Source organism: Streptomyces sp. NPDC090022, assembly GCF_044748145.1.
In the GTDB taxonomy this organism is placed as follows: domain Bacteria; phylum Actinomycetota; class Actinomycetes; order Streptomycetales; family Streptomycetaceae; genus Streptomyces.
Genome location: NZ_JBIVFN010000003.1, coordinates 160905 through 174510, shown reverse-complemented (window position 1 = coordinate 174510; position 13606 = coordinate 160905). Strand labels below are relative to the sequence as shown.

Annotated in this window: 12 protein-coding genes; 7 read left to right on the top strand and 5 right to left on the bottom strand. The window is 74.9% G+C overall.

The annotated features are described in order from the left end of the window. Positions 1–10 precede the first annotated feature (10 nt). The 3 genes from ACIPXB_RS08705 to ACIPXB_RS08695 form a co-directional block, all read right to left on the bottom strand. Positions 11–526 carry a hypothetical protein gene (locus ACIPXB_RS08705; protein ID WP_401446330.1) on the bottom strand — a complete coding sequence of 172 codons (516 nt, stop codon included), beginning with the start codon at positions 524–526 and terminating at the stop codon, positions 11–13. Positions 527–633: 107 nt separating this feature from the next. Then, a complete protein-coding gene (locus tag ACIPXB_RS08700) occupies positions 634–2310 on the bottom strand; it encodes an ABC-F family ATP-binding cassette domain-containing protein (protein ID WP_401446327.1) in 1677 nt (558 codons plus the stop codon). A 262-nt stretch (positions 2311–2572) separates the two neighbouring features. Next, positions 2573–3358 carry a glutamate racemase gene (locus ACIPXB_RS08695; RefSeq protein WP_401446324.1) on the bottom strand — a complete coding sequence of 262 codons (786 nt, stop codon included), beginning with the start codon at positions 3356–3358 and terminating at the stop codon, positions 2573–2575. Between the two features lie 145 nt (positions 3359–3503). On the opposite strand from ACIPXB_RS08695, the gene ACIPXB_RS08690 reads away from it, so the two are divergent. The 5 genes from ACIPXB_RS08690 (at position 3504) to ACIPXB_RS08670 (ending at position 9753) form a co-directional block, all read left to right on the top strand. Continuing rightward, a complete protein-coding gene (locus tag ACIPXB_RS08690) occupies positions 3504–4679 on the top strand; it encodes a glycosyltransferase (RefSeq protein ID WP_401446321.1) in 1176 nt (391 codons plus the stop codon). A gap of 246 nt (positions 4680–4925) precedes the next feature. Next, entirely contained in the window at positions 4926–5435 is a 510-nt protein-coding gene (locus tag ACIPXB_RS08685; RefSeq protein WP_401446318.1) for a DUF6643 family protein, read from the top strand. 59 nt (positions 5436–5494) lie between these two features. Next, positions 5495–6331 carry an MOSC domain-containing protein gene (locus ACIPXB_RS08680; protein WP_401446315.1) on the top strand — a complete coding sequence of 279 codons (837 nt, stop codon included), beginning with the start codon at positions 5495–5497 and terminating at the stop codon, positions 6329–6331. Positions 6332–6606: 275 nt separating this feature from the next. Further along, the gene (locus ACIPXB_RS08675; protein WP_401446312.1) at positions 6607–7206 is read left to right on the top strand and encodes a hypothetical protein; all 600 of its coding nucleotides are present in this window, start codon (positions 6607–6609) and stop codon (positions 7204–7206) included. Between the two features lie 93 nt (positions 7207–7299). Continuing rightward, entirely contained in the window at positions 7300–9753 is a 2454-nt protein-coding gene (locus tag ACIPXB_RS08670) for a right-handed parallel beta-helix repeat-containing protein (RefSeq protein ID WP_401446309.1), read from the top strand. Here the strand turns inward: ACIPXB_RS08670 and ACIPXB_RS08665 are convergent. Beyond that, positions 9704–11020: a hypothetical protein gene (locus ACIPXB_RS08665; protein ID WP_401446306.1), complete on the bottom strand. Its 1317-nt coding sequence runs from the start codon at positions 11018–11020 to the stop codon at positions 9704–9706. The genes ACIPXB_RS08670 and ACIPXB_RS08665 overlap by 50 nt on opposite strands. A gap of 154 nt (positions 11021–11174) precedes the next feature. Between ACIPXB_RS08665 and ACIPXB_RS08660 the strand changes: the two genes are divergently transcribed. Next, positions 11175–11654, top strand: coding sequence for an SRPBCC family protein (locus tag ACIPXB_RS08660; RefSeq protein WP_401446303.1), 480 nt, complete (start codon positions 11175–11177; stop codon positions 11652–11654). A gap of 87 nt (positions 11655–11741) precedes the next feature. Here the strand turns inward: ACIPXB_RS08660 and ACIPXB_RS08655 are convergent, their stop codons facing one another. Continuing rightward, a complete protein-coding gene (locus ACIPXB_RS08655) occupies positions 11742–12869 on the bottom strand; it encodes a PLP-dependent cysteine synthase family protein (RefSeq protein ID WP_401446300.1) in 1128 nt (375 codons plus the stop codon). Positions 12870–13057: 188 nt separating this feature from the next. Between ACIPXB_RS08655 and ACIPXB_RS08650 the strand changes: the two genes are divergently transcribed. After that, entirely contained in the window at positions 13058–13588 is a 531-nt protein-coding gene (locus ACIPXB_RS08650) for an ATP-binding protein (protein ID WP_401446297.1), read from the top strand. Positions 13589–13606: the final 18 nt, after the last annotated feature.

Here is a 13606-nt window from a genome sequence, read left to right as displayed (position 1 = left end):
GCCCGTGGACTCAGCCCGCGAGTGCGCGCAGATGCGTACGGATGACCCGGACGGCGTTCTCGGCGTCGTCGACCGTGACGGTGAACAGCTTGCCGTCGCCGAGCAGCAGCTCCACGCCCTCGCCGCGGCGGACGATGACGGCCGTGCCCTTCTCGGGGCGCCAGCGGTAGCCCCAGCCGCCCCACTGCTGCGGGGTGATCCGGGGGACGAACTCGGCGGCGGCCACGTCGGCGAGCTTGATGGTGCGCCGGGGCAGCCCGATGTGCCCGCAGCGCACGTCCATGGCCTCGGCGTCGATGGTCACGGCGACGTGGACGAAGGCCAGGGTGCCGTAGAGGACGAGCAGCCCGGCGGCCAGGCAGCCGAAGACCGACATGGCGAGGGGGACGATCCCGTTGTGCCAGGTGGAGGCGACGGCGAGCTGGATGCCGAGTGCGACGAACGCCGCACCCGCCGCGGCGAGCAGCCACTGCACGCGGTTGGAAGCACGGCCGGTCCAGAGCGGACCCGGGGGGTGATCCGTCATGCTCAGCAGCGTACTCACGTTCCGCACGCGCGCCACCGTCCCGGACCGGCAGGTGCCGGACGGCGCGGGGCGCTCCGCGCGCGGGGGCCCTGGCGGTCGCGCGGGGCTCACCGGTGCGGGGCCGCGGCCTCGGCTTCGGCCCGCTCCGGGGTCAGGGCGAGCCGGTGGCCGGTGAAGGCGGCGCGCAGGCGGCGGTCGTGGGTCACCAGGACGAGGGTGCCGGTGTAGTGGGCCAGGGCAGCCTCCAGGTCTTCCACCACGGCCGGGGCGAGGTGGTTGGTCGGCTCGTCCAGCAGGAGCAGGTCGAGCGGGGTGTCGACGAGCCGCGCCAGTTCCAGCCTGCGGCGCTGGCCGGCCGAGAGGGCGCGGACGGGCCGGGTCAGGTCGGCCCGGGTCAGCAGGCCGAGCGCGGTGACCCGGTCGGCGTACTCCGGGCCGAAGGCCTCGGGTACGGAGCGCCGCTCGTGTGCCCAGGGGTCGTCCTGGCGCAGGAACCCGATGCGCTGCGGTACCCGGAACGCCCCGTGGGTGGCCTGCGTCTCCCCCGCCAGCAGGCGGAGCAGCGTGGTCTTGCCGGCCCCGTTGGGCCCGGTGACCAGGAGCCGTTCACCGGGGCCGAGCCGGAACGACACCGGCGCGAGGCGGCCGGGGAGGGCCAGCGCGTCGACGTCGACGGCGACGCGGCCGTCGGCGGCGGTGCCCGTACCCGTGCCCGTACCCGTGCCCGTGATCGCGCTCGTACTCGTGCTGAAGCGGCCGGTGAAGCGCAGCGGCTGCGGGGGCGGGACCGGGTTCTCGCGCAGTCGATCCAGCCGTTCGCGGGCGTTGCGGATCCGGCCCATCGCGCCGTGGGCGCGGGAGCGGGCCCGGAAGGCACCGGCCCCGCTGAAGCCGCGCGGCAGCTTGCGCGGGATCCCGGCCAGGCTGACGGTGTTCGTCTCGGCGAGCCGTTCGGCGTGCCGGGTCCGCGTGCACCACTCCTCGTACTCCCGCTCCCAGCGGGCGCGTTCGGCGGCGCGGGCGGTCAGGAAGCCGGCGTAGCCGTTGCCGTAGCGGTGCAGGGCGCGGCGGTCGTGGTCCACCTCCAGGACCGTGGTCGTGACGCGGTCGAGGAAGAGCCGGTCGTGGGTGACGGCGACGAGCGTGCCGCGGTGGGCGCGCAGGTGGTCCTCCAGCCAGCCGACGGCCTCGTCGTCGAGATCGTTGGTCGGCTCGTCGAGCAGCAGCAGTTCCGGTTCGGCAGCGAGGGTCGCCGCGAGGGCGAGCCGGGAGCGCTGGCCGCCGGACAGGGTGCCCAGCCGGCGCTCCGGGTCGAGCGCGGCGCGCTCGCCGAGGCGGCGCAGCGTGGTCGCGACCCGGCGCTCGGCGCCGTGTCCGCCGCGGGTGTCGTAGGCGGTCAGCAGGTTGTCGTACGCGGCGAGTCCGTCCGGGCCCGCCCGGTCCAGCCCGGCCTCGGCGGCGCGGATCGCGCGTTCGAGGGCGCGGAGGTCGGCGAGCGCGAGGTCGATCGCGTCGCCGACGCGGGCGGTGGCGGGCAGGTCGAGGGTCTGGGCCAGGTGGCCGACCCCGCCGGGGGCGAGGACGGTGACCTGTCCGTGGTCGGCGCGTTCCCGGCCGGCCAGTAGGCGGAGCAGGGTGGACTTGCCGGAGCCGTTGTCACCGACGACACCGACCCGTTCGCCGGGCCGGACCGTGCAGCTGACGCGGTCGAGGACGACGTGGGTGTCGTAGCGCTTGGTGACCTCGGACAGGACGATCTGGGTGGCGGCGAGTGGAGTGCGCAAGCGCGGTTCCCTTCGTGGGCGACAGACGAGGAGGCGAGCGAGACGATACGTCTCGTCTCGTTTCGTAGGTAAAAATAGCGGCGTGGCGGGCACCGCGCAATACGATTCGTCTCGTCAGTCGACCTGAGCGTGGTGATCGGCCCGGACTCCGCCCCCGTACCGGCCCGCGGCGCCGGGCGCACCTCCCAGCGGCAGCCGGGAGAGCCGCGGGCCGGGCGTGACCGTGACGGCAGGGCCTAGACCAGGGCCTGGTCGTCGGTGGTCACCGGACCGGTACGCCCGCCAGCAGCTGGCCCTCGGCGTAGCGCAGGGCGGCCGCCGGGATCTGCGACGCGCGGCCGCTGAGCAGGACGGTGAGGCCGCCGGTGGGCGGCAGCCCGGGCTCCGGGCTCGCGCCGATGCGGCGCAGCGCCTGGAGGGCGACCGGCTCGGCGGACCCGTGGAACACGAGGTCGGCTCCCCCGGTCCGCGGCGCGAGCGCGGCGCGGATGGGCTCTTCGACGAGCTCGTAGTGGGTGCAGCCGAGCACCACGTCGGTGACGTCGGGCGGGGTCAGCTCGGCGGCCGCGGCGACGGCCCGGGCGATCGCCTCGTCGTCGGCGTACTGGACGGCGTCGGCGAGCCCGGGGCAGGGCACCTCGGTGACGCGGGCCCCGGCGGCGAACTCGCGGATCAGTCCGCGCTGGTACGGGCTCCCGGTGGTGCCCGGGGTGGCCCAGATCGCCACCCGGCCGCCGGCGGCCGCCGCCGGCTTGATCGCCGGTACGGTCCCGATGACCGGGATGCCGGGCTCCAGCGCCGCGCGGAGGGCGGGCAGGGCGTGCACGGAGGCGGTGTTGCAGGCGACGATCAGCGCGTCCGGCGCCTGCGCGGCGGCCGCCCGGGCGACGGCCAGCGCCCGCTCGGTGAGGTCGTCGGGCGTACGGGGGCCCCAGGGCATCCCGTCGGGGTCGGAGGAGAGCACCAGCTCGGCGTCCGGCCGCAGCCGCCGCATCGCGGCGGCCGCCGGGAGGAGGCCGATCCCGGAGTCCATGAGGGCGATCTTCACCTGGTCACCTTAGTCGACGCCCCCGATTCCCCGTGCCGGACCCCGCCATCCGCCGCGGATCGGCACCCGCCGCCGGCGCCACGCGGACGCACCGGGCAGCCGCCGGGTGCGGGACAGGGGGCCGTCGGGTGGGCAGACTTCCGCCATGGGGCTCCTCACCGCGGCCGCCGTCGCGGCCGTCGCCGTCTGGCTCTGGCTCACGCTGGGGCAGGGCATGTTCTGGCGGACCGACGTGACGCTGCCCGCGCGGACCGCGCCCGCCCGGTGGCCGCGGGTGGCCGTCGTCGTACCCGCCCGGGACGAGGCGGCCGTCCTCCCGCGCAGTCTGCCGTCACTGCTCGCGCAGGACTACCCCGGCGAGGCCGAGGTGTACCTGGTCGACGACGGCAGTACGGACGGCACCGGCGAGCTCGCCCTGCGGCTGGCCCGCGAGCAGCCCGGCCTGCCGCTGACCGTCCTGCACCCCGGCGACCCGGCGCCCGGCTGGACGGGCAAGCTGTGGGCGCTGCGGCACGGGATCGCGTACGCCCGTACCGCGCACCCCGCCGGCGAACCGGAGTACCTGCTGCTCACCGACGCCGATATCGCCCACGAACCGGACAGTCTGCGCGAATTGGTCGCGGCGGCGGCCTCCGGCGGCTTCGACCTCGTCTCCCAGATGGCCCGGCTGCGCGTCGCGAGCTTCTGGGAGCGGCTCGTCGTACCGGCGTTCGTGTACTTCTTCGCCCAGCTCTATCCGTTCCGCCGGATCAACCGGCCCTCCGGCCGGACCGCCGCCGCGGCCGGCGGCTGCGTCCTGCTGCGGACCACGACCGCCGTCCGCGCGGGCCTGCCCGAGTCGATCCGGCAGGCCGTCATCGACGACGTCTCGCTCGCCCGGGCCGTCCGCGGGTGCGGAGGCCGGATCTGGCTGGGGCTGGCCGAACGCGTGGACAGCATCCGCCCGTACCCGGGGCTGAAGGACCTGTGGCGGATGGTGGCGCGCAGCGCGTACGCGCAGCTGCGCCACCAGCCGCTGCTGCTGGCCGGTACGGTCGCGGGCCTCACGCTGGTCTACCTCGTCCCCCCGGTCGCGCTGTTCGCGGGCCTGGCCGCCCACCGGCCCGCCGCCGCGTGGGCGGGCGGGGCCGCCTGGCTGCTGATGGCGGGGACGTACCTGCCGATGCTGCGCCACTACCGCCAGCCCGCCGCGCTCGCTCCGCTTCTGCCCCTGACCGCGTTCCTGTATCTGCTCATGACCGTCGACTCGGCCGTGCAGCACTACCGGGGACGCGGGGCCGCGTGGAAGGGCCGTACCTATGCCCGCCCGAGCGACGCCTGAATCCTGCCGGAAGGTATCTGATGTTTCATCAGACGAGCATCACCCGAGGTCACAGCGGTGTGACAGCACGTCAGGGGCGGTTCGGCACATGAGTACGAGTCATCCCAAGCGGGGGCGGAAGTGATGAATCGTGCACGTGAACGTGAAGTGAAAGGTGTGGTTCTGACCTGCGAATATGCAGGTCAGAACGGTGTTGACGACTCCTTGCTATGGACCCGGTGAATTCGTGGGCTTAACTTATGACCCATGACCTCCCCCCGCTCCACTTATGGCGGCGGTTACTACTCCGCGCCCTCCTTCCCGGACACCCCCATCTACGACTCCCTGGTCGCAGAACGGGGCACCCCGCAGATCGCTCCGATCCGCGTGCCGGCCGCCTACGAACCCGCGAACAGCGGCTACTCGAGCGGTGGCTACCTGCCCGCACTCCCCGCCGCGCTGCCGGCCCTGCCGTCGGGTCCGTCCCCGGCCCCGCAGGGCGCTCCGGCCTACGGCTACCCGTACCAGCAGCAGGCCCAGAGCCACGCGCCGCTGCAGCACGCGCCCGCGCCGTACATCCCGCAGCAGGCGCAGCAGCCGCGCCCGGTGGCGGTGAACACCGGCTACGAGGCCATGCGCCCGGCCGCGCCGCGCCCGATCGCGGCCCCGGCCCCGGTCCCGTCCGGGATGACCTCGACCGCGCCGACCGGCATCCCCACGGGCATCCCCGCCTATCAGGACCAGTACGGCCGCCAGTACCCGGGCCGGGGGTACTGACCCTGGGCACTGATCGACACGCGTAGGAGGTCGGTGGGGGCGCCTGGCAGGATGCCCCCATGGCGAACTTGCATGTAGAGGCACTCCACGTCCATCCCGTCAAGTCGGTGGCGGGCATCGCCCCCGACGAGGTGGCCGTGGAGCCCTGGGGTCTGTCCGGGGACCGGCGGTGGGCGCTGGTCGATCCCTCGGGCACGGCCCTGACCCAGCGCCAGCAGCCCCGCATGGCCCTGGCCTCGGCCCGCCCGCTCACGGACGGCGCCCTCGCGCTGTCCGCGCCCGGTATGCCCGATCTGGTGGTCGAGGTGCCCGCGCCGGGCCCGCTGGAACCCGTCGAGCTGTTCGGGAAGAAGGTCGAGACGGTGCTGGCGGCGACGGCCGCCCACGACTGGTTCAGCCGGTACCTGGGGGTCCCGGCCCGTCTCGTGCACCTGGACGACCCGGCCGTACGCCGGCCCATCGACCCGGACTACGCGCTGCCCGGCGAGACCGTCAGCCTGGCCGACGGCTACCCCCTGATGGTGGCCACCCTCGCCTCGCTGGACGCGCTCAACGCGCTGATCGCCCAGGGGGACCACCCGGAGGAGGGCCCGCTGCCGATGAATCGTTTCCGTCCCAATGTGGTCGTCTCCGGCGGCACCGCCTGGGACGAGGACCGCTGGGAGCGGATCGCCATCGGCGGCGTCGTCTTCCGCGGGCCCAAGAACTGCGGGCGGTGTGTCATCACCACCACCGACCAGGCCACCGCCGTGCGCGGCAGGGAGCCGCTCAAGACGCTCGGGCGGCACCGCCGTATCGGGAAGAAGCTGGTGTTCGGGCGGATGCTGATCCCGATGGGTACGGGCACGGTCCGGGTCGGCGACGAGGTACGGATCCTGGCCGCGGGCCAGGAGTGAATCGCGCCGCGTGAAATCCCGCCGTGACCATCGCGGCGCGTGAATCCCGCCGGGTGAATTCCCGGGCCTTTCGCGGAACTCCGGCCCGGAGCGGGAACCGGCGGACCCGGCGGGACCGTTGAGTTCGTCGGGGCGCCGTACACCCGCTGTTCCGGCTGACCACCGGATCGGGTGACCGGGGGCCCGCACGGCCCCGTATGCGCGTGAACGGGGCATGGGGAGGCTGGGACGGCAGAAAACGTCAGGCAAGGGGGTGCCCGACCGTGCGGACAGCAATGGGAGTGTGGCGTTGGCGGCGCAATCCGCTGCGCCGGGCGTGTGACCGGTTCGAGGCCTGGGTGGCCTTCACCGCGCTGGTGTGCGTGCTGGTGGTCGCCCCGGCCGTCGGCTGCGCGGCCGGCCTGCGGGTGGACGCCACGCTGCAGCGGGCCGCGCGCGAGCAGCGGACGGAGCGGTATCTGGTGCCGGCGGTCGTGGTCCGGCCGGCGGCGGACCGGGAGGACACGGCGTCCGCCGGCCCCGCCGGGCCGCGGCAGGGGCCGGAGCGGACGCGGGTCGTGGCCGCGTGGACCGCGCCGGACGGCAGCGCGCACCAGGGCACGGTGCCGGCGGCGGAGGAACCGCCGCGTCCCGGCGACCGGTTCCGGATATGGACGGACACCGCGGGCCACCTCGTCGGCCGCCCGCTCGACGCCTCGACCGCCGTGTTCCACGCGGTCGTCGCGGGTGCGGCGGCCGCGCTGGGCACGGCGGCCCTGGCGGACACGGTGCGGCGCCTGGTCGTACGACGGCTCATGCATCGGCGGTACATACGACTGGACCGGGCGTGGGCGGCGGCCGGACCCGACTGGGGCCGTGCGGGCGCGGGCAGCTGACCTGGCGTCTCATCCGCCCCCGGCGCGCTACGGTGGGGCGGGCGACCCGGTCGCTTCGGCAACACGAGTACCAGGGTGGGGGCACGGCAGCACATGGCTCAGGGCACGGTGCAGGTGACGCACGGCGGGTCCTCGCGGTGGCGCCGCCGCTCGGGCGAATATCCGACGCTGACCGCCGCGCTGGCCGCCGCCGGGGACGGGGACGTGCTGTCCATCGCCCCGGGCACGTACCGCGAGAACCTGGTGCTGCGTCATGCCGTCACCCTGCGCGGACCGCAGGGCGCGGCCGGTGCGGTGCGGATCGCCCCGCCCGACGGGGTCGCCCTCACCGTGTACGCCTCCGCCGTCGTCCAGGACCTGCAGCTGGAGGGGCAGGACGGGGCGGCGCCCGCGCTGCTCGTCGAGGACGGCGCGCCCGAGCTGACCGATCTGCGGGTGAGCACCCGCTCGGCGGCCGGCATCGAGGTGCGCGGCGCCACGGCCCGGCCGGTGGTGCGCCGGTGCACGGTCGAGAACCCGGCCGGGGTCGGGATCGCCGTGGCCGACGGCGGCGGCGGGGTGTTCGAGGAGTGCGAGGTGGCCGCGGCCGGCCAGACCGGCGTCGTGGTGCGCGACGGCGCCCACCCGCGGCTGGAGCGCTGCCGGATCCACCACACCACCGGCGCGGGCATCGCGGTGACCGGCGAGGGCTCGGGGCTGGAGGCGTTGGGCTGCGAGGTGTACGAGATCCGGGGGGCGGGTGTGCAGGTCGCCCAGCGGGCGGCGGCCCGGCTCACCGACTGCTCCGTGCACCGCACGACCGCCGACGGGGTCACCCTCGACACGGACGCGGTGCTGGCGCTGACCGGCTGCGACATCCACGACATCCCCGAGAACGCGGTCGACATGCGCGCCCGTTCGGTGCTCACGCTCAGCCGTACCTCGGTGCGCCGGTTCGGGCGCAACGGGCTGTCGGTGTGGGACCCGGGCACCCGGGTGGACGCCGAGTCCTGCGAGATCCACGACAGCACGGGCGACTACCCGGCCGTGTGGATCAGCGACGGAGCCACCGCCTCCCTCACCGACTGCCGGGTGCACGACGTGCCCGACGCGCTGTTCGTCCTGGACCGGGGCTCGCGCGCCGACGTCGTCGACAGCGACCTCTCCCAGGTGCGCAGCATCGCCGTCTCCGTCAGCGACGGCGCGAGCGCGCTGCTCGACGACTGCCGGATCCGCGAGGCGGCCACCGGTGCCTGGTTCCGCGACCACGGCAGCGGCGGCTCCCTCGCCAACTGCGTCATCGACACGGTGCAGACCGGAGTGATCGTCACCAAGGGGGCCGATCCCACACTGGACCGGTGCACGGTCACCGCCGCATCCGAGGCCGGGTTCTACGTGTCGGCGGGTGGCCGGGGCAGCTTCCGCTCCTGCCGGGTCTCGGGCAGTTCCGGCTTCGGCTTCCACGTCATCGACGGCTCCCGCACCACCCTGAGCCGCTGCCACACCGAGCGCTGTGCGCGCGGCGGCTACGAGTTCGCCGAAGAGGGCCCGCTCGCCGAGGGGTGCACCAGCGACGAGTCCGTCCAGCGCCCCGGAGTCCTCGGATCGCCGGGGACGGCGTCGGCGGCCGGCGCGCGGGCCGTGGTCACCGCCGGGCAGCCGGCGCCCGTACGCGAGGCGGAGCCCGCCGCCGTGCCCGCGTCCGTGCCCGCGGCGCGCTCCGAGGACGGCTCCGGCCCTGGGGGCGGGCGCGGTTCGGGCGAGGTGCTCGGTCAGCTCGACGCGCTGGTGGGCCTGGAGAGCGTCAAGCGTGAGGTCCGGGCGCTCACCGACATGATCGAGGTGGGCCGGCGGCGCCAGCAGGCCGGGCTCAAGGCCGCCTCGGTGCGCCGGCACCTGGTCTTCACCGGCTCCCCCGGCACCGGCAAGACCACCGTCGCCCGGCTCTACGGGGAGATCCTGGCCTCGCTCGGGGTGCTGGACCGCGGCCACCTGGTGGAGGTCTCCCGGGTGGACCTGGTGGGCGAGCACATCGGGTCCACGGCGATCCGTACGCAGGAGGCGTTCGAGCGGGCACGCGGCGGGGTGCTGTTCATCGACGAGGCGTACGCGCTGGCGCCGGAGGACTCCGGCCGGGACTTCGGGCGCGAGGCCATCGACACGCTGGTGAAGCTGATGGAGGACCACCGGGACGCGGTGGTGGTCATCGTCGCCGGGTACACGGCGGAGATGGAGCGCTTCCTGACGGTGAACCCGGGGGTGGCCTCCCGGTTCTCGCGGACCATCACGTTCGGGGACTACGGCCCCGAGGAGCTGCTGCGGATCGTCGGGCAGCAGGCGGAGGAGCACGAGTACCGGCTGGGCGAGGGCACCCCGGAGGCGCTGCTGGCGTACTTCACGCAGTTGCCCAAGGGCCCGGCGTTCGGCAACGGCCGCACGGCCCGGCAGACCTTCGAGGCGATGGTCGAGCGGCACGCCGGACGGGTGGCGCAGCTGTCGGAGCCGAGCACGGACGAGCTCACCCTGCTGTTCCCGGCGGATCTGCCGGGCCCGACGGCTCCCTGCTGACCCCCGGGCCCCGGTCGCCGACCGGGTCGGGCCCCGGCCGCGGGCGCGGCGGGGGTACGTCGGTGCGCGCCGCCAGCCGGACCAGCAGCGCGTCGCGTTCGGCCGCGAACACCGGGTCCGCCTGGTAGTCGCCGTGGCCGAGGATCGGCGCGGGCAGCGGATGGCTCGGGGTGCGCCCGTACGCGAGGGGATCGGCGAGCGGGCCCCGGTCCACCGCCGGGCCGCCGTCGGTGCCGGCCAGGACGGGCCCGCCGATGGGGTCGGTGGCCCGCCACAGGTTGCGCCAGCAGTCGACGTCGCGGTGCAGGGCGCGCAGCGGTGCGGGCCCGAAGTAGGCGGGGAACCAGCGCCCGTAGAGCCGGGTGAGCGGGGAGCCGTACGTCAGCAGCGCGACCCGGTGGCGGACCGCCGGCGGCAGCTGCCAGACGGCGGCGGCCGCCAGCACGCTGCCCTGGGAGTGCCCGGAGACGACCAGGCGGCCACCGGTGCGCCCGGTCCAGGTGGTCATCCGCCACGTGAGGTCGGGCACGGCGCGCTCGGCGTAACAGGGCGGCGCGCAGGGGTGCGCGGCGCGCGGCCGGGCGACGAGCCGGCGTCCGTACCAGAATCCGGGGCGGCCGAGCGCGGGGGTCGCGCCGTCGTCGCCGTCCTGGTCGCCGGTGCCCGGCGGCGGGGGCTGGGACTCGTACGCGCTCCACGTGCGGTTCGACAGGTACCACAGCAGCCCGGTCAGCGCGGCCGGGAGCAGGGCGGCGAGGGCGAGCCGGCGGCCGGGCCCGGCGCCGCCGGCGGTGGCGAGGGGGCCGAGCCAGGAGCGGGAGGCGGCGCAGTGCGCCGAGCCCGCGCACTGCCAGGCGACGAGGTCCAGGCAGACCTCGCAGGCGGCGGCGATCAGCAGCACGGTCAGGCTGAGGGCGACGAGGCGGACGAGGACCCCGTACGCGCGGACGGCGCGCGGCGGGCCGGGGGCGGCCGGGCGGGCCCAGTGGGCGAGGTGGGCGACCATGAAGGGCAGCAGCAGCCACAGGGCGCGGGCCCCGTTGCCGGAGGTGAGCCGGGACCAGCAGTACGCCTCCGGGACCGGCCGGCCGGTGTACCGCGCGGGGTGGGCCTCGGCGTCGGCGTCGTCGGTGCGGCGGAAGACGGCGGCGGTGGCGTCGCCGGTGACGCGCACGGTGCGGGGGTCTCCGAGGAGTTCCTCGGGGGCGGCCCCGGCCACGCCGTGGACCAGGAGTTCGAGGGCCAGGGGCGTGGGGGTGCGCTGCACGTACGGCCTCCGCTCGCGAGGGGGCAGGGCCCCGCACCAGGATGGCGCGCGGCGGGCCGGGTGCCCAGTACCCGGTCCGGCGAAGACTTCTGACGAGCCGACAGTTAGGGTGGCGGCGTCCACCACCGTGCCGTATCCGGAAGGGGTACCCGTCATGGCCCGCGCACTTCGCCCCGTCGGCCTCGAATTCGCCGAGACCGCCCCGCTGCGCCTGGTGTTCGAGACGGAGGCGGGCGCGGCGCCCGAGGCGGTCTACCGCGCACTGGCCGAGGACGTGCCGGGCTGGCCGCGCTGGTTCCGGGCGGTGACGCTGGCGCGCCCGACGCACGGCGGCGCGGGCCGGGAGGTCCGGCTGATGGGCGGGGTCCGCTTCCAGGAGACGATCATGGCGGCGGATCCGGAGTGGCGCTACGCGTACCGGGCGGACGAGACGAACGCGCCCGGTCTGCGGGCGCTGCTGGAGGAGTGGCGGCTGACCCCGGCGGGCTCCGGCACCCGGGTGCGCTGGACGTTCGCGGCCGACGGCCCGGCGCCGTTCCGGCTGGCGCTCACCGCCGCCCGGCCGGGCCTGGGCCACGCGTTCCGCACGGCGGTCCGCACCCTGGACACGCGCCTGACGACCGGGCGCGCCTGACCGCCGGGCGCTGCTGACGGCCGGCCGGCGCCGGACCGCGTGGAGCGGGCGACGGGCGGTGGCCGGCGGGTCACGGCGTGGGGCGGGTCACGGCGTGGGTTCGCGCCAGACGCCCGTCGTCAGCAGGGTCTCGAGCGTCTTCGCGTACGGCGCGATGTCCAGGCCCTGCTCGGCCAGCCACGCGTCGGAGTAGTACTTGTCGAGGTACCGGTCGCCCGGGTCGCACAGCAGCGTGACGACGCTGCCCTTGCGGCCCTCCGCCGCCATCTCCGAGACGATCTTCAGCGCGCTCCACAGCCCGGTGCCCGTCGAACCGCCCGCCTTGCGGCCGATGGCCTGCTCCAGCGCCCGGCAGGCGGCGACGCTCGCCGCGTCCGGGACCCGCATCATCCGGTCGATCGCGCCCGGCACGAAGCTCGGCTCCATGCGCGGGCGGCCGATGCCTTCGATGCGCGAGCCGCAGTCGCCCGTGACGTCCGGGTCTCCTTGCGTCCAGCCGTCGAAGAACACCGAGTTCTCCGGGTCCGGCACGCAGATCCGGGTGTCGTGCTGCATGTAGTGCACGTAGCGGGCGATGGTCGCGGACGTGCCGCCGGTCCCGGCCGTCGCGACGATCCACGTCGGCTCCGGGTACCGCTCCAGGCGCAGCTGATGGAACATCGATTCCGCGATGTTGTTGTTGCCACGCCAGTCGGTGGCCCGCTCGGCGTAGGTGAACTGGTCCATGTAGTGGCCGCCGGTGCGCTCCGCGAGGGCCGCCGACTCCTCGTACATCTTCATCGGGTCGTCGACGAAGTGGCACGTGCCGCCGTGGAATTCGATCAGCCGGCACTTCTCGGGGCTGGTCGTGCGCGGCATCACCGCGACGAACGGGACGCCGATCAGCTTGGCGAAGTACGCCTCCGACACGGCGGTCGAGCCGGAGGAGGCCTCGATGACGGGGCGGCCCGGCCGCACCCAGCCGTTGCACAGGGCGTAGAGGAACAGCGAGCGCGCCAGCCGGTGCTTGAGGGAGCCCGTGGGGTGTGTGGACTCGTCCTTGAGGTACAGGTCGATGCCCCACTCCTCCGGGAGGGGGAAGCGCAGCAGGTGGGTGTCGGCCGAGCGGTTGGCATCCGCCTGGACCTTGCGGACGGCCTCCTTCAGCCAGTCGCGGTAGTCCGCGTCGCTGCGGTCCACATCGACGGTGACGGCCGTGGTCCTGGTCGTACTCATGTGCGGTGCTCCTTGGTTTGTTCGAACCCCCTCGCTTTCGCAATGTACCCCTCCCACCTGGGCAAACAGTCACTTTGGGGATCCATATGGATCCCTTTCGGTTGCGCCGCGCGGCACCCTGGGTGACTCTGGTGAAGTCGTCACTGAGGGTGCAGCACCCGTAACACTCATGTCGGGGAGTCGCAGCCGTGATCAGTCATTCCCGCAGGCACTGCGTCGTCGAACTGCAGGCCATGCCCTCGCGGATCGGCCAGGTCCGCCGGATCGTTTCGGCCCAATTGCGCTACTGGCAGCTCGACCCGCTCATAGACCGGGCTGCGCTCGGCGTGACGGAGCTGCTCAGCAACGTCCACCGCCACGCGCAGCCCGACAAGGCCTGCACCGTCGAGATCGAACTGCTGCTGGGACGGCTCACCGTCTCCGTCCACGACAACGATCCCCGGCTGCCCGTCCTGAAGGACTCCGACCCGCTGGAGACCTGCGGCCGTGGCCTGGCCCTGGTCGAGGCGGTCAGCGAGGCCTGGGGAGCCCGCCACCGGGCCGACAGCCCGGGCAAGGTGGTCTGGTTCTCGCTGCGCGCGGCGCCGGCGCCCGCCGTCCCCGCGTACCCGGTGCGCCTCGACGCGACACCGGTACGGGAGAACGCCCCGCCCGTGGGTGTGGCGGCGGCCGTCGCCGTCGCCGCCCCCGCCCCCGGGGCCGTCACCGTCCGGGCCTGAAGGCCCGCCCGGTCCGCC

Bases quoted from the DNA above. Each gene is read 5' to 3' on its own strand.
- ACIPXB_RS08675 (WP_401446312.1), top strand. From the start codon at position 6,607: ATGGGAGTGTGGCGTTGGCGGCGCAATCCGCTGCGCCGGGCGTGTGAC.
- ACIPXB_RS08680 (WP_401446315.1), top strand. From the start codon at position 5,495: ATGGCGAACTTGCATGTAGAGGCACTCCACGTCCATCCCGTCAAGTCG.
- ACIPXB_RS08690 (WP_401446321.1), top strand. From the start codon at position 3,504: ATGGGGCTCCTCACCGCGGCCGCCGTCGCGGCCGTCGCCGTCTGGCTC.
- ACIPXB_RS08705 (WP_401446330.1), bottom strand. From the start codon at position 526: ATGACGGATCACCCCCCGGGTCCGCTCTGGACCGGCCGTGCTTCCAAC.
- ACIPXB_RS08670 (WP_401446309.1), top strand. From the start codon at position 7,300: ATGGCTCAGGGCACGGTGCAGGTGACGCACGGCGGGTCCTCGCGGTGG.
- ACIPXB_RS08655 (WP_401446300.1), bottom strand. From the start codon at position 12,869: ATGAGTACGACCAGGACCACGGCCGTCACCGTCGATGTGGACCGCAGC.
- ACIPXB_RS08685 (WP_401446318.1), top strand. From the start codon at position 4,926: ATGACCTCCCCCCGCTCCACTTATGGCGGCGGTTACTACTCCGCGCCC.
- ACIPXB_RS08660 (WP_401446303.1), top strand. From the start codon at position 11,175: ATGGCCCGCGCACTTCGCCCCGTCGGCCTCGAATTCGCCGAGACCGCC.